Annotated in this window: 20 protein-coding genes and 2 pseudogenes; 20 read left to right on the top strand and 2 right to left on the bottom strand. The window is 42.4% G+C overall.

Annotation, left to right across the window (positions count from 1 at the left end):
* The 5 genes from BM058_RS16200 to BM058_RS16180 all read left to right on the top strand — a co-directional run.
* The coding region (locus BM058_RS16200) for a transposase domain-containing protein (RefSeq protein WP_143083054.1) at positions 1-230 on the top strand (230 nt) is incomplete at its 5' end.
* Between the two features lie 88 nt (positions 231-318).
* A complete protein-coding gene (locus BM058_RS16195) occupies positions 319-630 on the top strand; it encodes an ArsR/SmtB family transcription factor (RefSeq protein ID WP_090928395.1) in 312 nt (103 codons plus the stop codon).
* The gene (locus BM058_RS16190; RefSeq protein ID WP_076572471.1) at positions 623-3,025 is read left to right on the top strand and encodes a heavy metal translocating P-type ATPase; all 2,403 of its coding nucleotides are present in this window, start codon (positions 623-625) and stop codon (positions 3,023-3,025) included. The genes BM058_RS16195 and BM058_RS16190 overlap by 8 nt, the downstream gene beginning before the upstream one ends.
* 79 nt (positions 3,026-3,104) lie before the next feature.
* Complete coding sequence (locus tag BM058_RS16185) at positions 3,105-3,722, top strand: CadD family cadmium resistance transporter (RefSeq protein WP_076572477.1); 618 nt, start codon at positions 3,105-3,107, stop codon at positions 3,720-3,722.
* A gap of 449 nt (positions 3,723-4,171) precedes the next feature.
* A complete protein-coding gene (locus BM058_RS16180) occupies positions 4,172-5,221 on the top strand; it encodes a 2,3-butanediol dehydrogenase (protein WP_076572473.1) in 1,050 nt (349 codons plus the stop codon).
* 314 nt (positions 5,222-5,535) lie between these two features.
* Here the strand turns inward: BM058_RS16180 and BM058_RS16175 are convergent.
* A protein-coding gene (locus BM058_RS16175; RefSeq protein WP_090928393.1) for an IS3 family transposase occupies positions 5,536-6,662 on the bottom strand; the annotation gives its coding sequence in 2 pieces (ribosomal slippage) (positions 5,536-6,413 and positions 6,413-6,662; 1,128 coding nt in all).
* Positions 6,663-6,854: 192 nt separating this feature from the next.
* Here BM058_RS16175 and BM058_RS16170 point away from each other — a divergent pair.
* The 15 genes and pseudogenes from BM058_RS16170 to BM058_RS16095 all read left to right on the top strand — a co-directional run bounded on the left by BM058_RS16170 (position 6,855) and on the right by BM058_RS16095 (position 21,757).
* Positions 6,855-7,232 carry a hotdog family protein gene (locus BM058_RS16170; protein ID WP_090928391.1) on the top strand — a complete coding sequence of 126 codons (378 nt, stop codon included), beginning with the start codon at positions 6,855-6,857 and terminating at the stop codon, positions 7,230-7,232.
* A gap of 604 nt (positions 7,233-7,836) precedes the next feature.
* Positions 7,837-8,163, top strand: coding sequence for a four-helix bundle copper-binding protein (locus tag BM058_RS16160; RefSeq protein ID WP_076570561.1), 327 nt, complete (start codon positions 7,837-7,839; stop codon positions 8,161-8,163).
* A gap of 148 nt (positions 8,164-8,311) precedes the next feature.
* A complete protein-coding gene (locus BM058_RS16155) occupies positions 8,312-8,578 on the top strand; it encodes an SHOCT domain-containing protein (RefSeq protein WP_076570559.1) in 267 nt (88 codons plus the stop codon).
* Between the two features lie 14 nt (positions 8,579-8,592).
* Entirely contained in the window at positions 8,593-10,086 is a 1,494-nt protein-coding gene (locus BM058_RS16150) for a multicopper oxidase family protein (RefSeq protein WP_090928387.1), read from the top strand.
* 14 nt (positions 10,087-10,100) lie between these two features.
* A pseudogene (locus BM058_RS16145) lies at positions 10,101-12,030 on the top strand (heavy metal translocating P-type ATPase).
* A gap of 133 nt (positions 12,031-12,163) precedes the next feature.
* On the top strand, positions 12,164-12,442 hold the full coding sequence (locus BM058_RS16140; protein WP_090928385.1) for a glutaredoxin family protein: 279 nt from the start codon (positions 12,164-12,166) through the stop codon (positions 12,440-12,442).
* Between the two features lie 164 nt (positions 12,443-12,606).
* Positions 12,607-12,909, top strand: a complete 303-nt coding sequence (locus BM058_RS16135; protein ID WP_090928381.1) for a metal-sensing transcriptional repressor — start codon at positions 12,607-12,609, stop codon at positions 12,907-12,909.
* Between the two features lie 16 nt (positions 12,910-12,925).
* Positions 12,926-15,316: a heavy metal translocating P-type ATPase gene (locus BM058_RS16130; protein WP_090928379.1), complete on the top strand. Its 2,391-nt coding sequence runs from the start codon at positions 12,926-12,928 to the stop codon at positions 15,314-15,316.
* Positions 15,317-15,350: 34 nt separating this feature from the next.
* A complete protein-coding gene (gene copZ / locus BM058_RS16125) occupies positions 15,351-15,560 on the top strand; it encodes a copper chaperone CopZ (protein WP_090928377.1) in 210 nt (69 codons plus the stop codon).
* Positions 15,561-15,643: 83 nt separating this feature from the next.
* Entirely contained in the window at positions 15,644-17,755 is a 2,112-nt protein-coding gene (locus BM058_RS16120; RefSeq protein ID WP_090928375.1) for a heavy metal translocating P-type ATPase, read from the top strand.
* Positions 17,756-17,956: 201 nt separating this feature from the next.
* Positions 17,957-18,691 (top strand): urease accessory protein UreH domain-containing protein, encoded by a 735-nt coding sequence (locus BM058_RS16115; protein ID WP_090928373.1) that lies wholly within the window; start codon positions 17,957-17,959, stop codon positions 18,689-18,691.
* An 89-nt stretch (positions 18,692-18,780) separates the two neighbouring features.
* Positions 18,781-19,722 (top strand): F510_1955 family glycosylhydrolase, encoded by a 942-nt coding sequence (locus BM058_RS16110; RefSeq protein ID WP_233129781.1) that lies wholly within the window; start codon positions 18,781-18,783, stop codon positions 19,720-19,722.
* A 64-nt stretch (positions 19,723-19,786) separates the two neighbouring features.
* On the top strand, positions 19,787-20,332 hold the full coding sequence (gene resA, locus BM058_RS16105) for a thiol-disulfide oxidoreductase ResA (RefSeq protein WP_090928369.1): 546 nt from the start codon (positions 19,787-19,789) through the stop codon (positions 20,330-20,332).
* Positions 20,333-21,043: a cytochrome c biogenesis CcdA family protein gene (locus BM058_RS16100; protein WP_090928367.1), complete on the top strand. Its 711-nt coding sequence runs from the start codon at positions 20,333-20,335 to the stop codon at positions 21,041-21,043.
* A 15-nt stretch (positions 21,044-21,058) separates the two neighbouring features.
* Positions 21,059-21,757: a HAMP domain-containing protein gene (locus BM058_RS16095; RefSeq protein WP_090928365.1), complete on the top strand. Its 699-nt coding sequence runs from the start codon at positions 21,059-21,061 to the stop codon at positions 21,755-21,757.
* 120 nt (positions 21,758-21,877) lie between these two features.
* On the opposite strand, the pseudogene BM058_RS18950 reads toward BM058_RS16095, so the two are convergent.
* A pseudogene (locus BM058_RS18950) lies at positions 21,878-22,000 on the bottom strand (IS30 family transposase); the annotation flags it as partial.

The following is a 22,000-nucleotide window of genomic DNA, read 5'->3' as shown; positions in this document are numbered from 1 at the left end:
TGATCGGCCGCAAAAATTGGCTTTTTTCCCAAACACCCCGCGGCGCTCAAGCGAGCGCCATCATTTACAGCATTATCGAAACGGCGAAAGAAAATCATCTCCATCCGTTTCCCTATCTAACCTATTTATTTGAGACGCTGCCCCAGCAGCAGGAAGATGCTTCCTTGGATGAATGGCTTCCCTGGTCTACGCAGCTTCCAGAACGCTGCCGCATTCCTGTCCAATCATAGCCCTGTTTTATAAACGACAAATCCCCATCCTTTTATCAAGGTGGGGATTATTTGACGCTTACGTTATGACGAAGAAAAGGTTAATCGAATACAAGGGGATTTAGAAACAGTTGATATTTCTGGTGTTACCCAAATGTTAAAGGCAATTGCTGATGAAAACAGAGCAAAAATCACCTACGCTTTGTGTCAGGATGAAGAGTTATGTGTTTGTGATATAGCAAATATTTTAGGTGTTACGGTAGCAAATGCTTCTCATCATTTACGAACGCTTTATAAGCAAGGTGTTGTCAACTTAAGAAAAGAAGGAAAACTCGCTTTCTATTCGTTAGATGATGAACATATTAGGCAGATAATGATGATCGCCTTAACACATAAGAAAGAAGTGAAGGTCAATGTCTGAACAAAAGATAGAACCAATGGAAGAAGAAATGAACGTCTATCGGGTCCAGGGATTTTCATGTGCAAATTGTGCAGGTAAATTTGAAAGAAATGTTAAGGATATTCCAGGAGTAGAGGATGCAAAAGTCAATTTTGGTGCTTCCAAAATCTCTGTTTATGGTGAGACAACTGTAGAAGAATTAGAAAAAGCAGGTGCTTTTGAGAATCTTAAAGTAGCTCCAGAAAAAACCAGGCGGCAAGCTCCGATAGAGGTTAAAAAAGATAAAAATGTTTATTTTGTTGAAGGATTCTCATGCGCGAACTGTGCAGGAAAGTTTGAGAAGAATGTTAAGAATTTACCGGAAGTTCAAGATGCGAAAGTCAATTTTGGAGCATCTAAAATTTCCGTATATGGTGAAACGACTGTAGAGGAATTAGAAAAAGCAGGTGCTTTTGAGAATCTTAAAGTGGTACCTGAGAAATCCTCAGAAGAACCGGGTGAGGAAAAAAAAGAACAGGAAGACAAAGTACCATTTTATAAAAAGCACAGTACGCTGCTTTATTCGGTATTATTTATAGCTTTCGGTTTTCTTTCCATGTCCGTTAATGGGAATGATAATATTGTTACTGCACTGCTATTTATTACATCAATGATTGTTGGTGGGCTATCACTCTTTAAAACAGGATTGCAAAATTTAGTTCGGTTAGAGTTTGATATGCGGACCCTTATGACAATTGCCGTTATCGGCGGCGTTATTATAGGGGAATGGGCAGAAGTTGCGATTGTTGTCATTCTCTTTGCCCTTAGTGAAGCCTTAGAACGGTTCTCGATGGATCGAGCAAGACAATCAATTAGTTCATTGATGGATATTGCCCCCAAAGATGCACTTGTGAGACGAAATGGACAGGAAATAAAGGTTCATGTCAATGATATCGAGATTGGCGATATTATGCTTGTTAAGCCAGGGCAAAAGATTGCGATGGATGGCATTATTGTTAATGGCTACTCTGCCATTAACCAAGCAGCAATAACAGGTGAGTCGGTTCCTGTTGAAAAAACTGTCGAAGATGAAGTCTTTGCAGGTACGCTTAATGAAGAAGGATTGCTTGAAGTAAAAATCACAAAATTGGTTGAAGATACAACGATTTCTAAAATTATTCATCTTGTTGAGGAAGCGCAAGGCGAGCGTGCGCCAGCCCAAGCTTTTGTTGATAAGTTTGCAAAATATTATACTCCTATCATTATGATTATTGCAGCGCTAGTTGCTGTGGCCCCCCCTCTCTTTTTTGATGGAAGTTGGGAAACATGGATTTATCAAGGTTTAGCTGTTCTTGTCGTTGGTTGCCCTTGTGCGTTGGTTATTTCTACTCCAATATCCATTGTCTCTGCAATAGGAAATGCTGCGAAAAAAGGTATCCTTGTAAAAGGTGGCGTTTACCTAGAAGAAATCGGTGGATTGAAGGCTATCGCTTTTGATAAGACAGGTACCCTCACCAAAGGTGTTCCTGTTGTAACAGATTATAGCGTAATCGAAGATCAAACAGATGAACAAGGACTGCTGTCAATCATAACTGCATTAGAATATCGTTCCGGGCACCCATTAGCGTCAGCGATTATGAATAAAGCTGACAGTGATAATATTTCTTATTCTGACATACTCGTAGAAGACTTTTCTTCAATTACGGGCAAAGGGATAATGGGTAAGATAAATGGGAAGATGTATTATATTGGAAATCCGAAATTATTTAAAGAGTTATCGGTATCTAATTTTAGTAAGGCAATAGAACAGGATGTTGCAACACTTCAGAAGCAAGGAAAAACAGTTATGGTCGCAGGGACAGAGGATAAGATTGAAGCTATTATTGCTGTTGCAGATGAAGTGCGGCAATCAAGCAAGGAAGTTATTCAAAAGTTACATCAAGCAGGAATTCAAAAAACGGTTATGCTTACAGGTGACAATCATAGCACTGCAAATGCGATAGGTGAACATGTCGGCGTAACGGATGTTCAATCAGAGTTATTACCACAGGATAAATTAGATGTAATTAAACAATTAAAATCGGAGCATAACCATGTTGCTATGGTGGGGGATGGTGTCAATGATGCTCCGGCCTTAGCAGCTTCTACAGTTGGGATAGCCATGGGTGGAGCTGGTACTGATACAGCACTTGAAACGGCAGATGTTGCTTTAATGGGTGATGATTTAAGGAAACTTCCCTTTACTGTTAAACTGAGCCGAAAAACGTTAAATATTATCAAGGGGAACATAGCTTTTGCCATTGCTATTAAATTCATTGCCTTACTTCTAGTCATTCCGGGCTGGTTAACACTTTGGATTGCTATTCTCTCGGATATGGGTGCAACTCTTTTAGTAGCGTTAAATGGTTTACGACTGATGAGAGTGAAGGATAAATAGGTACTATATGTGTGAAATTTACGGAAGGGCTTTTCAATTTGAAGAAAAGCCCTTATCCCTAAACATTGGAGTTGGAAAAATGATTACAACAATACTTACAGCTGCTGCGGTTTATGTAGCGACAGGAATTGATTATCTCGTTATATTAATTCTATTGTTTTCGCAAATAAAAAAAGGTCAGGCAAAACATATTTGGATAGGACAATATATAGGGACTGCAATTATTATAGGAGCAAGTCTTTTAGTTGCTCTGGGGGTTGCAAATTTAATTCCTCAACAATGGGTTATAGGACTACTTGGACTTTTACCACTTTACTTAGGTGTAAAAATATGGATTAAAGGGGAAGAGGATGAAGATGAAAGTAGCATTTTATCCTTATTTTCCTCAGGCAAATTTAATCAATTATTTTTGACGGTAACTTTCATTGTATTAGCTTCCAGTGCGGATGATTTTTCCATTTATATACCGTACTTTACGGCGTTAAATATGATTGAAATCATTGTTGCTATTATTGTTTTTTTCATTATGGTTGGAGTTTTATGCAATGTCAGCTATCGCTTAGCTTCCATAGATTTGGTGTCGGAAAAAATTGAGAATTATGAACGCTGGATTGTTCCAATCGTTTTTATAGGGCTAGGAATTTATATTATGTTTGAAAATGGGACATTCAATGCTTTATTCTCATTCCTGTTTTAATAAGGGGGTGGTATGATGTTCCATAATCGGGCGCCATTCTTGAATAAGGATTAGCGTGAGCATCATATATAAGGGTCATTTTATTGAATAAAATAATCCATATACGATGAAAATAAAAAGAGATTCAGATGAGGGGGAATTCTTCTTATGAATATTTGTACGGTTAAATAAAAGTTCACTGAATAAACTGGATAAGTAAAAAGGTAAATATCGAGGAATGGTAAAATTATATGAACAAAGACCCGAGAATAAACCATGCAACCGAATTAAAATAAACAATCGCAAAACTGTTAATGAGATATGTGTATTTGGTTAGAAATTAAAGTCTATTTAATAGAAAGTTGGAAAAATCAATAGTATAATAAAATCATAGGAATTAATATTGATTATTCCTTCAATATAGTATTCTTATAACTATTTTCTACTAATTAAGCAGGAGGTAATATCCAATGAAAGCTGCAGTCTGGTATGGAAAAAAAGACTTACGGGTAGAGGAAATAGAACTAAAACAAACGAAAGATACCGATGTTAAAGTAAGGGTAGCTTGGGCAGGTATTTGTGGCAGTGATTTACATGAGTATGAAGAGGGACCGGTGTTTGTACCAAATGAAAAAGAGGATCCGTTAACTGGAGAAATCGCTCCGCTAACCATGGGGCATGAATTTGCGGGTGTTATTGAAGAAGTAGGTCCAAAGGTGACAAAATATAAAGTTGGCGATAGAGTAGTAATTAATCCAACAATCACTTATGGAAATAAGTCGGAAGACCTTGATCCTTATGATGGTTTCAGCTTTATCGGCCTTCACGGTGACGGTGGTTTTACTAAATATGCAAATGTACCAGAAGATAACGTTTATCTACTTCCAGAATCTTTAACACTACAGGATGGAGCTTTAGTAGAACCAACTGCGGTTGCCGTACAAGCTGTAAAAGAAGGGAAACTGCAGTTTGGTGATACGGTAGCTGTATTTGGTGCAGGTCCAATTGGTTTAGTGACAATTATTGCAGCTAAAGCTGCTGGTGCCAGCAAGATTATTGCTTTAGATTTGTCGGAAACTAGAATTGAAAAAGCAAAAGAATTAGGAGCAACCCATGTCGTTAACTCTAGCGAACAAGATGCTGTTACAGCAATCAAGGAAATTGTTCCAGATGGAGTAGATGTTTCCTTTGAAGTTGCCGGAGTAGCACCAACATTTAAACAAGCAATTGATGCAACAAGGGCACGTGGAACAATGGTTATTGTTTCTATATTTGCTAGGGAGATTGAATGGAATCCAATACAGCTTACAAATACAGGTGTAAAAGTTACATCAACAATCGCATATACACCTACTACATTCCAACAAACTGTAGATTTAATGGGAACAGGACAATTAAAACCACAGGGAATTATTACAGACCAAATTCAATTGGATGATATTGTTGAAAATGGATTCGAAGCATTGACAAACGATAAATCACAAGCAAAAATATTAGTGGAATTAAGTGGTGAGAAATAAAATGTATTATTTAACCCTGAGTAGCAGCTGTTACTTGGGGTTTTGTTATGACTGTCAGCTAGGTCCAGGTAGATAAATTAGCGAAGTGATATTGAACTCTTCTTTAAGAAGAATATTGACGATATTCTGCAATACCAGCTAATAGTAGAAGTGGATAATTCCATTAACGGGCGCGATTGCTGAATAAAACCATTTGCCTTAAGGCTTAGGGGGTTGCCATGAAGGCAACCTTTTTTTACATTGAATGTTCAAATAGGGTATAATCTAATTGAACAAAATAGATTACCGCCAGTTAGTGGATCGTCAACACAAAACTAGACCATTTCGTTAAGGTGTTTCCGGCGATAAGCGGCCGGGGTAAGATAGCCTAACGTCCCGTGAATGCGTATGTTATTGTACCAGTGGACATAATCGAATAAGGCCAGCTCTAATTCCTTAAGGTTCTCGAATGTTTCTCCATAGATGAATTCTGTTTTCAGTACCTTATATGTAGCTTCGGCAACGGCATTGTCATAAGGGCATCCTTTTTCACTCAGGGAACGATCAATATCAAAGGTTTCAAGCAGTTCTTCGATGGCCTGGTTTTTAAACTCGTTGCCTCTGTCGGTATGAAAGAGGTGAATGTCCCTCAAATCTCCCTCGATGGAAGCAAACGCTTTCTGGACAAGGGCTGCATCTTTTTTAGCACCGGCACTGTAACCGATGATTTCCCGGTTATATAAATCGAGGATGGCACAGATATAGTTCCATTTGGTACCTACGCGCACATACGTCAAATCGCTGACGACAACCTTGCGAGCCTGATTCTGGTCAAAGTGACGATTCAACGTGTTCCCCTGATCCGACTCGTTGCACGTGCTTTTCATCGGTTTGAAATGGGCAACGGTATACTTGGACACCAGCCCCTGCTCTTTCATGATGCGACCGATGCGACGACGAGACACCTTGCGCCCTTCTGTTTGAAGCTCATGCTTGATTTTCCGGGTTCCGAAGTTCTTCCTGCTTCGGTGAAAGATATCCACAATCCGGGCTGTTAGCTCATCTTCTTCGGATGTATCTTTTAATTTTGCTTCATAATAATACGTACTCTTCGGGAGTTGCAGGACGGCACACATTGCTGATACCGAATAGTTGTGACGGTTATTCCGGATCACATCTACTTTCGTCCCATGATCAGCGCCGCTTGCTTTAAAATGTCGTTCTCCATGTTAAGACGTTGATTCTCTTTACGAAGCTTGATCAATTCCTTCTCTTCCGGCGAACGGTTATCTTCTTCTTTGAACGAACCGGTATCATGATATTGGCTCACCCAACGGTCGAAAGAAGAAGACGTCAACTCATACTCTCGGATGATTTCCTGTCTTGGCTTGCCACCTTCGTAAAGCTGGACGATCTGTTTCTTGAATTCAGGGGTGAAGCTACGACGATTTCGTTTGGTCATGGTTCGGCACTCCTCGGCGTTCGATTTTCGTAAAGTGTAACGGACCTTAACGAAACTGTCCAATCAAGTGTAGCCTATCTATACGACTTGATTGTAAAATGTAATGCAACGGCTAAAAGTATAGCAAAAGCCATCATTATTCTGTTTAGGATGAAGGTAATCAAAACATCCAACATAACAGGAGGAATAGCGTTGACTTTACAAGTAGGAGACAAAATAACTTTTGATCGGACGTTTACAGTAGAAGACGTAGAATTGTTCACGAAGATTTCAGGTGATGAAGGCGTCCATCATTTAACTCCGGATGATCAGGGAAGACTCGTAGTTCAGGGGTTGCTGACAGCAACGTTGCCGACAAAAATAGGTGGAGATAACAATGTCATGGCGCGTCATATGGATTTTGAATTTCTTCGTCCTGTTTTTACGGAAGATACCATTCGATGTGAGGCTCAAATTGAAAAGTATGAAAAGCAAGAAAAGAACAGAACAGCTATTATTGCTTCTTTTATTTGTACAAACCAGAAGGGTAAAGAAGTATTAAAAGGTGGCTTTTCAGGTGTCATACTCTAGCTGTGAAAATGGCAGAACATCTAGTGTGTGGTAGTGGTAATGGATGTGTTGCACCAATTGGTGCAACAGTTACAGCTCACAGACGGATCAAGTTACGTTATTAAAAAAGGTGTTACATATTATCTTAATTTCGAGTCTTCAACTAATGGAGGGCGAGTGTTCAATAGAATCATTTTGGTCTTGGATAGCTCAGCTTGGTTACCTGTTCCGTTAATGGCTTTAACCCTTTTCATTTTTGTGGCTTCTCAAATCGTTAAATTACCTGCGTATGGGGACCAAGTTATAAAGGCTATTCCTTTTTATCTTGTTTTTATGATAATCATGCCTATTATTTAGCTAAATATGTAGCCACTTGGTTTGAATTAGAAACCAACTGGAGAAGAAGCAGAAAATCATAAATGGGTAATAGAAAGAGAATTGTCACCTGTTGAATAAACTCAGATGATATTATGGTAGAAAATATCACTATCTTTCGTTTAAGAAATCTTTTCTTCACAATTTCTGCACATTTGCTGGGCACTCTACTGCATAAGCGTCCGTTATGATTTTCCACTTATCGTAAGAACTGCACGGACGACATACTATTTTTCAGGAGGTATGAAAGATGGCTCATCAACAACACCAGGAAACATTGAACGTATTGCACGAATGCATGGAGGCTTGTAACCACTGTTTCGACGCTTGTCTCAAAGAAGACGACGTGAAGATGATGGCAGGATGCATCCGTCTCGACCGTGAGTGTGCAGATATCTGTGGGTATCTTGAAGCGGCGATTACACGAGGTAGTGCTTATGTATCTGAACTCGCTTCCGTTTGTGCGAAAATCTGCGATGACTGCGCAGAAGAATGTGCTAAACACGATCATGACCACTGCCAGGAATGTGCAGAAGCTTGCCGCAAGTGTGCAGATGCCTGCCGTAAAATTGCTTAATAAGGAAAAGGTCGGCAAAGAGCCGATCTTTTTTCTTTTTTCCACAGATATTCATAATTTCTGCACAATTCGGGGAACAGGAATAGTGCAGAAAAAATTTTAAGGCAATGAAAACCATACCCGGCATGGGTAAAAGGAGATGAAAACCATGGGTGGAATGATGAACGGAAGTGGCATGGGAGGCGGATTCTTCGGAAATTTTTTCGGATTCGGTCTGATTTTTCTGCTACTTATCGCAGCGATTGTCGTCATCGTGATCTGGATGGTGAAACCCGGGGGAGGGAACTCGAACAATAGGAACACGAACACCTCCTCTCCAGAGAATCACGAAGACACACTGAAAAACCGGCTAGCCCGGGGAGAAATTTCTGAAGAAGAGTACGACCGATTGAAAAAGAAACTGAAGGAAAAGTAGTGGAGGCGAAGAATATGAAACGGTATATAACAGGTTCCATCATGATTCTTCTTCTGCTTGGAATCGGGGGATGGGTCTTTGTCCAGTCCCCTTTCATGCAGGAGTCCGGAGATGGAGAAATCAATACAGATGAAAACGGGAGGAGTATCTTGGATCTGCCGGCTGTCGAAGCGGGGGAGCGTCCGGTAAAGGAATTTGATCTGACGGCAGAAGAGACCTCCTGGACGATAGAAGGAGAAGAGTCCGTCGATGCTTGGACGTACAACGGAACGGTTCCGGATGAGCCGATCCGAGTAGAAAAAGGGGATTTCGTCCGAGTGGAATTGACGAATGAACTGGATGTGCCGGTGACGATTCACTGGCATGGAGTGGTTCTTCAAAACAGGATGGATGGAGTGCCGGGAGTGACACAGGACGCGGTGGAACCCGGCGAGTCGTTTACGTATGAGTTTGTGGCAGATAACCCGGGGACGTATTGGTATCACTCCCACCAGCACAGTTCTCTTCAGGTAGATAAAGGTCTGTATGGCCCTCTTGTCGTTGAAGGAGACGGTCCATCGGTTGATGAGGATCAAACGTTCATTCTTGATGAATGGGCTGTGAATCAGGACCGGGAAGACTGGACGAATATGGCCGGAATGATGATGGGCTCCATGAACGGGGACGGAGAAGCGGATACGAAACAGATGTATGACACATTCACCGTCAATGGAAAAGCTGGGTCGGCCATTGATCCCCTCGAGATGGAAGAAGGAGAAACAGCGAGACTGCGTTTTGTGAACGCGGGATATCAGCTGCACCGCCTCGTTTTTCCTGAAGGGTCGATGGAAATGCTGGCGGTGGATGCCGAGAAGGTGGAGAGTTCATCTGGTCGAAACGTGTTGCAAATTGCCCCCGGAGAAAGGATTGATGTCTTATTCACGAAAGGAGAGGGGGCAGAGCAGATTGCTCATACCACAGACGTGGAACATGCAGCGGATATGAAAATCCCTGTCCTTTCCCCGGGCGGGGAGCAGACAGCCTCTTCTGCTCCAGAGACGGATACAGAAGCTGTGAAAGGTACATCTTATGAAAGTGAAGAACTGCTTTTTGAAGATATACCGAAAGCGGACGTTTCCTACGACATGGATTTGAGTATGGGCATGAATATGGGAGAAGGAATGACGTGGCAGATCAATGAAGAAATTTTCCCGGATACCCCTCCGATCCAGGTGGAAGAAGGAGATATCGTCAAAGTGGAGATAACGAATGAGGGACGACTCAACCATCCGATGCACCTTCATGGGCACCGATTCCAGGTACAGTCGGAATCTGGCGGTGGCGTCGTCAAAGATCTGATCAACGTGAAACCCGGGGAGTCCTACACGATTTATTTTGAGGCGAACAACCAGGGAGAATGGCTATTCCATTGTCATGACAACAACCATGCGGATAGAGGAATGGTGACGATTGTCGACTATGAAGGGGTTTATTCCCCGTTCGAACTGAATGATGTCAATAATCCATAGAAAGGAGTAGAGCTATGGCACATGAACACCACCAACATGAGCATGAAGAACAGGAACATCACGACCATGACGGGCATGATGGCCACGATCATGGGGGACATGACCACGGAGCGATGGTAGATGATTTCAAAAAGCGATTTTATATTTCCCTGATCATCACTCTTCCGATTCTTCTATGGCGGCTGGCCTTTTCTTACAGGAGCCATCGACGAAGGGAAGAACAAAAATCCAGGCATGATGATGCTGATCGGTCTTGCCATCGTCGTTGCGTATGTATATAGTTCCCTGGTCGTGTTCGGCTGGGAAGGACGTAATTTCTTCTGGGAACTGGCGACGCTGATCGACATCATGCTGCTCGGCCACTGGATCGAGATGAGATCAGTGATGGGAGCTTCCAATGCCCTTCAAGAGCTCGTGAAACTGATGCCGGATAAGGCTCATAAAGTAAAAGAAGACGGATCGACGGAAGAAGTGAAAGTGAACGATCTTGACTCCGGAGATAAAGTACTTGTGAAGCCCGGGGAAAAGATTCCGGTGGACGGAACAATTGTAGAAGGAAAATCCGCCATCGATGAATCGATGCTTACCGGAGAATCGGTACCTGTTGAAAAAGGAACGGAAGAAGAAGTGATCGGTGGCTCCATCAACAAAGAAGGAAGCTTGACGATAGAGGTGAAGAAACTCGGGGAAGATTCCTACTTATCTCAGGTCATCACGCTCGTCGAGGAAGCGCAGAATTCCAAATCACGAGCACAGGATTTTGCGAACCGTGCAGCGAAGTGGTTGTTCTATCTGGCTCTCAGTGCTGGTATCATTACGTTCATTACTTGGCTTGCACTTGGATATCCGGTGGATATGGCGGTAGAGCGGATGGTCACCGTCATGGTCATCACCTGCCCGCACGCACTCGGGCTCGCAGCACCACTTGTTGTTGCAGTCTCCACTTCTTTATCTGCAAAACAGGGGCTTTTGATTCGTAATCGTACCCAGTTCGAGAACGCGCGGAATGTCGATGCCGTCATCTTCGATAAAACAGGTACCCTCACCAAAGGAGAATTCGGTGTCACGGATATTGTCCCGGAAAACGTGGAGGAGACGGAAGTTCTTTATTGGGCAGCGAGCCTGGAACAAAAGTCCGAACACCCGTTGGCACGCGGGATCCTGGAACAAGCGGAAGAACGAGGGATAACCCTTGGTCAAGTAGAAGATTTCGAATCAGTCACAGGACGTGGCCTGCGCGGCAATGTGGATGAGAAGAACGTTCAGGTCATGAGCCCTGGCTATATGAAAGAAAATGACATCGCGTATGATTCCGAAGCTTTCGGACGTATGTCCGAGGAAGGGAAAACGGTGGTATTCGTACTCGTGAATGATGAATACATCGGAATGATTGCCCTCGCTGACATGGTACGTGACTCCGCCAAAGAAGCTGTGGCGGAGTTGAAAGAACAAGGAATCCGATCTGTCATGCTTACCGGTGACAATAAGAAAGTCGCCGACTGGGTGGCCAAACAGATCGGTATCGATGAAGTCTATGCAGAAGTTTTACCGGATGACAAAGCGAATCAGGTGAAACAAATACAAGCAAAAGGCTGGAAGGTTGCTATGACGGGTGATGGTGTGAATGATGCGCCGGCACTTGCTACAGCTGATTTGGGAATTGCTATTGGCGCAGGTACGGATGTAGCAATGGAAACAGCTGATGTGGTGCTTGTGAAAAGCAACCCGAATGATGTTGTGGCACTAATGGATTTATCGAAAAAAACCTATCGGAAAATGGTCCAGAATCTCTGGTGGGCGACAGGTTATAATATTTTTGCCATACCACTCGCAGCAGGTGTCCTAGCGCCGATTGGCATTGTACTAAGTCCTGCAGTAGGGGCAGTATTGATGAGTTTGAGTACCATTATTGTTGCGATAAATGCAAAACTATTAAAAGCTTAAGTAATGTCATCAAACAGCTATTTAAAGTAAAACTCTAGCGTGAGGTTATTGTAGTAAACTCACGCTAGATCTTTTCGAAGAAGACATGGAGTTTATTATAGAAGTAAAAGAATAAGCAATAGGGGGGAGAGAGATGGCTAAATATCATTTGGAAATCTACACGAGACCTACTTGTTCGGATTGCCAGGACCTGAAAAAATTCTTGGAAGGTCATCATATTCCGCACAAGCAATATGATTTGGCAAAACAACCATCAAAAGAAAAAGATCTTATAAAGATAACGGGAAATAGAATCGTACCAGCACTTGTATTTTCTGATCCATCCCTTTTGAGGTTGGTGAGAAAGCCAAAAAGTATGATTGGGTTTGAAAGGAATAAGGATGAAATAAAAAGGCTGCTAAATGTAGGATAGCTAATATCATTATGATTAGAGCGAGAGTATTTTTGGCTAAATACCCCCCTAGCTAGTATGGTAATTATGAAAAAGGTGTAATTTAACTTTTTCCTGATTTTTTTGTTGACAAATATACCATGCGGGGGTATAGTATAAGTATAAAAGAAAAGGAAGTGATTCATTTGGATAAATTCTTACGTGATCACCCAAGTACCCCAAGAACAGAAGCTGAAAAGGAAAAAACGATTAATCGTTTAAAACGTATAGAAGGTCAAGTTCGTGGAATACAGAAAATGGTGGAAGAGGATCGCTATTGTGTAGATATTTTAGTACAAATTAGCGCCATTCAATCCGCATTAAAAAATGTAGGTTTCGCAGTCACGGAACGACATATCAACCATTGTGTCAGTGATGCGATTAAACAAGGTGAAGGCGCGGAAACGATTGAAGAATTAATGAGTGTACTGAAGCAGTTTTCCAAGTAGTTAGGAGGGAGCATTCATGAGTGAAACCGAAACAAACCATGCAACACTTGGTGTGACAGGCATGACCTGTGCTGCTTGTTCCAATCGTATTGAAAAAGTTTTAAATAAAATGGATGGAGTAGATGCACAGGTTAATTTAACGACAGAAAAAGCAACAGTAGACTATGATTCAGAGAAAACCTCCATCGAAGATATTTCGAATAAAATTGAAAAAGTCGGCTACGGCGTTTTAATGGAACAAACAGATTTAGATGTTTTTGGAATGACCTGTGCCGCCTGTTCAACCCGTATTGAAAAGGTATTGAATAAGCAAGACGGGGTTAAATCTGCAAATGTAAACTTAACAACAGAAACGGCATCTGTAGAATATAACCCAGGACTCGTAGATACAAAAGGAATCATTGAGAAAATCAAAAAATTGGGTTATGATGCGCAACTTAAAGCGGAAGCAGAAGAAAAGCAAACGCATAAAGAAAAAGAAATTAAAAATATGAAGACGAAATTAATTGTTTCAGCCGTGTTAACTGCACCGCTAATAGTAACCATGTTGGTTCATTTATTTAATATGAATACACCGTATATATTCATGAATCCGTGGTTCCAATTTGCACTCGCAACACCAGTACAATTTATTATCGGCTGGCAGTTTTATGTTGGTGCATATAAGAACCTTCGTAATGGCGGGGCAAACATGGATGTACTTGTTGCATTAGGAACGAGTGCAGCATATTTCTATAGTTTATTCGAAGCGTTTAGGACCATCGGTAATCCAGTGTACGAACCGCATTTGTACTTTGAAACAAGTGCTGTAATCATTACGTTGATTTTATTTGGGAAGTATTTGGAAACAAGAGCAAAAAGCCAGACAACGAATGCACTATCTTCTTTGCTTAATTTACAGGCAAAAGAAGCTCGCGTGATAAGAAATGGCGAGGAAATCATGACTCCAGTTGAGGAAGTTGTCGTTGGTGATCGATTAGTTGTAAAACCTGGAGAAAAAATACCTGTGGACGGTAGGATTGTAAAAGGAAGAACCTCTGTAGATGAATCGATGATTACAGGGGAGTCCATCCCGATTGAAAAAGACGTAGATGCTAGCGTAATCGGCTCAACGATAAACAAAAACGGTTCGATTGAAATGCATGCAACGAAGGTTGGTAAAGATACGGCACTTGCATCGATTGTGAAAGTAGTCGAGGATGCACAGGGATCGAAAGCACCAATCCAGCGACTAGCCGACGTCATTTCCGGCTATTTCGTACCAATCGTTGTAGGTATTGCCATTTTAACATTTACTGTATGGATCGCGTTTGTCCAACCTGGGCAATTTGAACCTGCTTTAGTCGCAGCGATTGCTGTCCTTGTGATTGCATGTCCTTGTGCTTTAGGCCTTGCAACACCAACATCTATTATGGTTGGCACAGGAAAAGGTGCAGAAAATGGCATTCTTTTTAAAGGTGGAGAACATCTCGAGCGTACCCATGCATTAAATGCAATCGTGTTGGATAAAACGGGAACAATTACAAAAGGAAAACCTGAAGTAACAAACTTTACAGGTGATGATGAGACATTACAATTACTCGCTAGTGCGGAAAAAGGTTCCGAGCATCCACTTGCAGAAGCGATTGTTGCCTATGCAACAGAACAAGATATTGAGTTAGGTGAAGTAGATGATTTCAATGCGATACCTGGTCATGGTATCGAAGCTACGATTTCCAGCAATAACATTCTTGTAGGAAATCGAAAACTCATGCAAGATCACCAAGTTGATGTTGGTAGTGCGGAGCAGGAATTGATCGACTATGAAGTGGATGGAAAAACAGCGATGTTAATTGCTGTTGATGGGAAGTATCGCGGAATTGTTGCCGTTGCAGATACGATTAAAGAAACAGCACCACAAGCAATTAAAGAGTTACAAGAAGAAGGCTTGGAAGTTATCATGTTAACAGGCGATAACGAGCGAACTGCACAAGCAATTGCAAAGCAGGTAGGAATTGATCAAGTAATAGCCCAAGTATTGCCTGAAGAAAAAGCGGATAAAGTAAAAGAAATTCAGTTACAAGGTAAAAAGGTTGGAATGGTTGGGGACGGGGTAAATGATGCTCCTGCGCTTGCAATCGCCGATATTGGAATTGCCATTGGAACTGGTACAGAAGTGGCCATTGAAGCTGCTGACATTACGATTCTTGGTGGGGAGCTATTGCTCATACCGAAAGCCATTAAAATCAGCCATGCGACAATTAGAAATATCCGTCAAAACCTCTTCTGGGCATTCGGCTACAACACAGCAGGAATCCCGGTTGCAGCAGTTGGATTACTTGCACCATGGGTTGCCGGTGCAGCTATGGCATTAAGTTCAGTAAGTGTTGTTTCTAACTCCCTTCGCTTGAAGAGAGTTAAGATATAACTTTTTCTAAAACCTTTAAAGGGGGTGAAAAAGCATGGGACAAAAAACGCTAGATGTTCAAGGCATGACATGCGGACATTGCAAAATGTCCGTTGAAGGTGCATTAAATGAATTAGATGGCGTATCAGCAGCTGAAGTTAACTTAAAATCTGGCAAAGTAGATGTTACTTTTGACGAATCAAAAGTAAATGTTGATACACTAAAAGAAGCTGTTGAAGATCAAGGCTATGATGTTAGTGCCTAGTGCCTAAAAAATAAAAAAGCTGGTTTTCTGACTGGAAAATCAGCTTTTTTATTTAAAGAAATAATTTAGAAGGAGTGATATTAATGGCAAAACATGAGGACGAAAAACATAAGCATAGCGAACACAACCACCATAACCATGACCATCATGATGGTGAAGAACATAGCCATGACAGTCATCAAAGTCATGCTCATGACCATGACAGTCACGGGGGACATGACCATGGCGGCCACGGAGGTCATGGGCACCATGATCATGGAGATATGATTGGAGATTTCAAGAAACGATTCTTTATTTCTTTAATTTTTACCATTCCAATTCTCGCTTTATCACCTATAATTCAAGATTTCATGGGAGTTGATTGGCGTTTCATTGGTGATATGTATATTTTATTTGCATTATCAACCGTAGTATTTTTCTATGGTGGCTGGCCATTTATAACAGGCGGAATCAGTGAGTTGAAAGATAAGAACCCTGGAATGATGACACTCATTGCGCTTGCGATTACCATAGCGTACGGATACAGCACCATGGTTGTATTCGGCTGGGAAGGCAGTCAGCTATTCTGGGAACTGGCTACATTGGTTGACATTATGTTACTCGGTCACTGGATTGAAATGCGGTCTGTGATGGGTGCATCTAACGCGCTTGAACAGCTGGTGAAACTTATGCCAAACGAAGCACATCGATTAGATGATAATGATCAAGTACAGGATGTCCCATTATCGGAGTTGGAAAATAATGACAGGGTACTTATAAGACCGGGCGAAAAGATCCCTGTAGACGGAACGATTATTGATGGGAATTCGGCTATTGATGAATCTATGCTTACGGGGGAATCTGTTCCGGTTGAAAAAAATAAAGGTGATGAAGTCATCGGCGGATCGATTAATAAGGAAGGCTCTCTTACCGTAAAGGTTGAAAAAACAGGGGAAGATTCCTATTTATCACAGGTTATTACAATGGTAAAGGAAGCACAGGAATCAAAATCCAGAACACAGGATTTGACGAACCGCGCGGCTAAGTGGTTATTTTACCTTTCACTAGCTGCTGGTCTTGCAACCTTATTTATTTGGTTGCTCTTGGGGTACTCTTTTGATGTTGCCATTGAACGGATGGTTACCGTTATGGTTATTACTTGTCCGCATGCACTCGGGTTAGCAGCACCTCTTGTTGTAGCAGTTTCTACATCTATTTCTGCCAAAAAAGGATTGCTAATTCGGAACCGTGCTAATTTTGAAGGGGCACGTAATTTAAATGCGGTTGTTTTTGACAAAACAGGTACACTGACAAAAGGTGAATTTGGTGTAACTAATATCGTGCCTAGTGAGGGATATAACGAAGGAGATCTTTTAAAATATGCATCCACTGTAGAACAAAACTCTGAACATCCGATAGCAACCGGGATTGTGAAGGAAGCGAAAGAACAAGAGGTTGCTTTAGGAAAATTAACTGATTTCGAGTCGATAACAGGAAAAGGAATTCAAGGGAAAGTGGACGGAAGAAAAGTAAATGTTGTCAGTCCGGGTTATGTAAGTGATAATAATTTTAGTTACGATCAGCAGTTGTTTAATGAAATGTCAGAAGAAGGAAAGACCGTCGTATTTGTTCTGCTTGAAGATGAATTGATCGGGATGATCGCGTTAGCAGATATCGTTCGTGAAACAGCAAAAGAAGCTATTTCAACCCTGAAGGAAAATGGAATACATTCCATTATGCTAACAGGAGACAATAAAAAGGTTGCAAACTGGGTAGCAAAACAACTGGGTATCGATGAAGTCTATGCAGAAGTTTTACCGGATGACAAAGCGAATCAGGTGAAACAAATACAAGCAAAAGGCTGGAAGGTTGCTATGACGGGTGATGGTGTGAATGATGCGCCGGCACTTGCTACAGCTGATTTGGGAATTGCTATTGGCGCAGGTACGGATGTAGCAATGGAAACAGCTGATGTGGTGCTTGTGAAAAGCAACCCGAATGATGTTGTGGCACTAATGGATTTATCGAAAAAAACCTATCGGAAAATGGTCCAGAATCTCTGGTGGGCGACAGGTTATAATATTTTTGCCATACCACTCGCAGCAGGTGTCCTAGCGCCGATTGGCATTGTACTAAGTCCTGCAGTAGGGGCAGTATTGATGAGTTTGAGTACCATTATTGTTGCAGTCAATGCTAAATTATTGAAGGCTTCGTAAGAGAGAGGGGAATCCCTCTCTCTTTTTTTGTCCAGCTCAGCGTATATGGGCACTCATAATGAAAAGACATTAGCTGTTACTGTAAAGGATGACCAGAACCAAGAGACGCATAATTACAAAAGTCGGACTCCCACCACCTCGTATACACAAAATCTGCATAATTCCCTTGTACACTAACAAATAGAGATAGGGGGGGGAGGTATGTATCAGTTGTTTAATGAAGTAAGCAGATTTTTTAGTCAACCTTTCATGGAACTGGCATCCCAACAGGAAGGGGTTCCATTACTAGGAGCTTTTTTTCTGGGACTTGTCGGAGCCGTGGCTCCGTGTCAAATGACGGGGAACGTAGGGGCGATGACCATTTATGGAAATCAGACGTTCAAGGATAAAGTTCCGTGGGGGCATGTCACTTATTTCATGCTTGGAAAGGTGCTTGTCTTCTCTGTTCTTGGCCTGGCCGTATGGCTATTCGGAAAGGAGGTCCAGGGGGAACTATCTTCCTGGTTTCCTTATCTCCGCAAAGCTATCGGCCCGATGCTTATCGGAATCGGACTGTTCATGATAGGAGTCTTTTCTATGAAATGGACGCTATCGCTCGGAAGCAAACTCCTTCCGTCTATAAGGAACAGCAAAACAGGAAGTTTTCTTCTCGGCGTTAGCATTACACTTGCCTTCTGTCCGACGATGTTTGTTCTCTTCTTCATGACATTGATGCCCATGGTGCTCACAACTTCTTATGGGGCAGCGTTACCGCCGATTTTTGCGATAGGTACTTCTATGCCTCTCTTGTTTTTTCTGTTTCTATTTACCTGGTTCGGTATCGATAAGAAGTCATTGATGAAGAATGGAAGAAAAATAGGTGGCCGTATCCAGAAAATAGCCGGAGCACTTCTTTTGCTGATTGGCATCATGGATACGCTCACGTATTGGTTTTAAAAATGATCTGAAATTAGGGAGGATATCTGCAGAAAATCTCGACAATTTTCTGGCAGAATGGAAGAAGCTCAATGGAGGGGGAATGGACAGTGAAACATAAAAAAACAGCTCTTGCGTTCAGTGGCTTGGTACTAATTTTGGCGGCTTGTAGTGGAGACGAAACGGAAGAGACTACAGAAGAAAATCAAGGAAGCTCAGGGACAGGGAACGTCCAGCTTGAAGAAATGGAAGGCACCATTGAACACGTGCATGGCATCGGTTATACCGATGCGGAAGGGGTGACATTTGCGTCCCATGACGGTTTGAAAGTGTACAAGGATAATGAGTGGATGGAGAGTCCGCACCATAAAAATGATTACATGGGATTCAACGCAACAGAAGAAGGGATGTATGTGTCCGGCCACCCGGGGGCATCTTCAGATTTGCCGAATCCTCTTGGTCTTCAGAAAGGTAAAGTGAAAAAGCAAGAACTCGAATCCCTCGGATTTACAGGAGAGAGTGATTTTCACCTTATGGGTGTCGGGTATGAAAATGAAGCCATCTATCTCCTGAATAGCCAGCCGGATGACAATCTCGATACAGGGTTCCACCGGAGTTTCGATGGAGGGGAAACCTTTGAAGCGATGGCAGCTGAAAATCTTCCTGAAAAATTATTCCAATTAGCTGTACATCCGAGCGATGAGGAGATGGTAGCTGCTGCCGCGGAATCCGGTGTGTTCCTGAGCACCGATGCCGGAGAGACGTTCGAGAGGATTTCTGAAACGGGGCAGGCGTCCGGTCTTACTTTTACAGGTAATCAACTATATTTTGGACTGCTTCAAAACGAAGCATCGTTCCAAACCTATGACCTGGAGTCGGAGACGATCACCGATATCCCCCTTCCGGATTTCGGGCAGGACGCGGTCCTGTATTCAGCTGTACATCCGGAGAAGGAAGAACTTACGATTTTTACGATGAACGGAAGCAGCTACATGACGGAAGATGAGGGAGAAACGTGGAAAAGCATACTCACGGAGGGAGAGCCAGGGTAACGATTCCGCGCAGCTTTTGTCTTTATTTTACGTACATCCTAGTGCTAAGTAAGGGGGAAGCAACATGTCAAAAACTAAGAAAAGGCGTCTGTGGATGCGAACAGCGGTGCTTCTTTTATTCGCTGGACTCGCAGGTTTTGTTGTTTATCAGAGTATTTCCGGAGAATCTGTCGTTGTCGAAGCTGGAGATAAGGCTCCGGATTTTGAATTAGAGACCCTCGAAGGAGAAACGGTTCGTTTGAGTGACTATAAAGGAGAAGGGGTATTTCTGAATTTCTGGGCGACCTATTGCAAGCCTTGCGAAGAAGAGATGCCTTATATAGAAAGGCAGTCTAAAATCTTCGAAGATAGAGGTGTGCAAGTACTTGCGGTGAACGTTGGAGAGACGGAAGTGACGACCAGAGGGTTTGTAGAACGGAAAAACATGACATTTCCCATACCTATGGATACAGGAGAAGCCCTCCTGAACACGTATGGTATCGGTCCTATTCCTGTCACTTTCCTCATTGATGAGAACGGGTATGTCGTGGACAGAATTACCGCAGGCATGTCGGAACAGGAGATAAACGGATACATGGAACGTATCGTGCCAGAAGGGGAGGGAGATTAAATGGCTGATGTGAATATCGTGCTTGCATTCGGTGCAGGCTTTCTGTCGTTCATTTCTCCATGTTGCCTCCCCCTTTATCCTGCTTTTCTTTCTTATATTACTGGAATGTCTGTGGACGACCTGAAAGGGAAACGAACCTTTTTTCAAAAACAACCGATGCTTCACACGCTATTCTTTTTAATAGGATTTTCCATCATTTTCATCGCCATCGGTTTTTCGACCTCGTGGATTGGAAGTTGGTTTTTGAGATATGATGACCTATTACGTCAACTTGGCGCTATTTTCATCGTGCTTTTGGGACTCGTGGTTATCGGTTTTTTCAAGCCGAAACTCTTTTTTCGTCAACGACAGGTGACATTGAAGAACCGGCCGCCGGGATACATAGGATCAAGTGCGGTAGGGATGGCATTCGCGGCAGGATGGACCCCGTGTACAGGACCTATCCTGGCTGCTGTCATTGCTCTCGGGGTTTCCTCGCCGGATGAAGCGGTTCTTTATATGGTGAGTTATGTCCTTGGATTCTCTATTCCGTTTTTTGTGATGGCTTCCTTTATCGGGAAGATGGAATGGCTGAAGAAATATAATCATCGCATTGTCACCTTCGGAGGGTATATGATGATTCTAATGGGAGTATTCTTGTTTTTCGGCTGGATGTCGGATCTTACTTCCTTTCTCACGTATCGATTCTTTAACGGGTGGACCGGCTTTTAAATTCGGAGGGGTGCTATGAGACGGAAACTTTCGGTGAAACTCGGACTTCTGTTTTTCATTCTGATGCTTTTGATTGAACTATCTTTGTTTTTTATTCTTTATACGTCGATTTCCACTCAGCGAATCACAGAAGTAATGGATGGCCTTCTTGCAAGGGGAGCGGGGCACAAGGACGTTCTGGAAAATAATTTTGACGCTTCAACGCTTCGACACGTCACTCTCATGGAAGCGGAGGCTTCTACCGATGTGATTATTGCGAACACAGAGGGAGATATCATCCATCGTTCGTCGGAAGGGAAGCCTTTTCAGGAGGAAGTGGTGAGACGCACTACTGCTGCTCCGGAGAGCGGGAGTAGAATTATCGAAGACAATTGGAGAGAGAATCCTTATGTAGCCACGCTTTCTCCTATTATGATTGATGGAGAATATAGAGGGAGTGTATATATGTTTTCGCCTTCCGAGACCATCCGGGATATTTTGTCTCAATTGTCGAAACAATTCCTCATAGTCATGGGAATGATCACATTTATTACGCTTGTGCTTGTGTTTGCACTCTCTCAAATCATCACCAGACCCCTCATACGTATGCAGCGGGTCACGGAGAAATTGAGCGAGGGAACGGCGGATATGGAACTTGATGATCGGTATAACGATGAATGTAATTGTCAACTGAAATTTCAGCCATATGTTCATCCAATTTTCAGCCAAAGATGAATCGCTTCACCTTTACATACAATAGGAAAAACAATAGGAAAAATTTCATTTCATCAATAAACTTTGTTTCTTAGATTGCAATAATAAATGCAACAACCACCTCAATTCCATTATTTGTAACTAAAGAACAGATGCCAACCCCTGTTCGAATCGGTCGTTAGGAGACTGGTATCCCAGTATTTTACGGGGGAGGGTGTTGCACCAATTCTCCACATAGGCAATGACGGTATCGTCCAGGTCATC

Origin of the sequence: Salibacterium qingdaonense (genome assembly GCF_900114715.1) — a bacterium.
Taxonomy (GTDB): domain Bacteria; phylum Bacillota; class Bacilli; order Bacillales; family Marinococcaceae; genus Salibacterium; species Salibacterium qingdaonense.
This window is presented reverse-complemented; position numbering and strand designations above follow the sequence as displayed.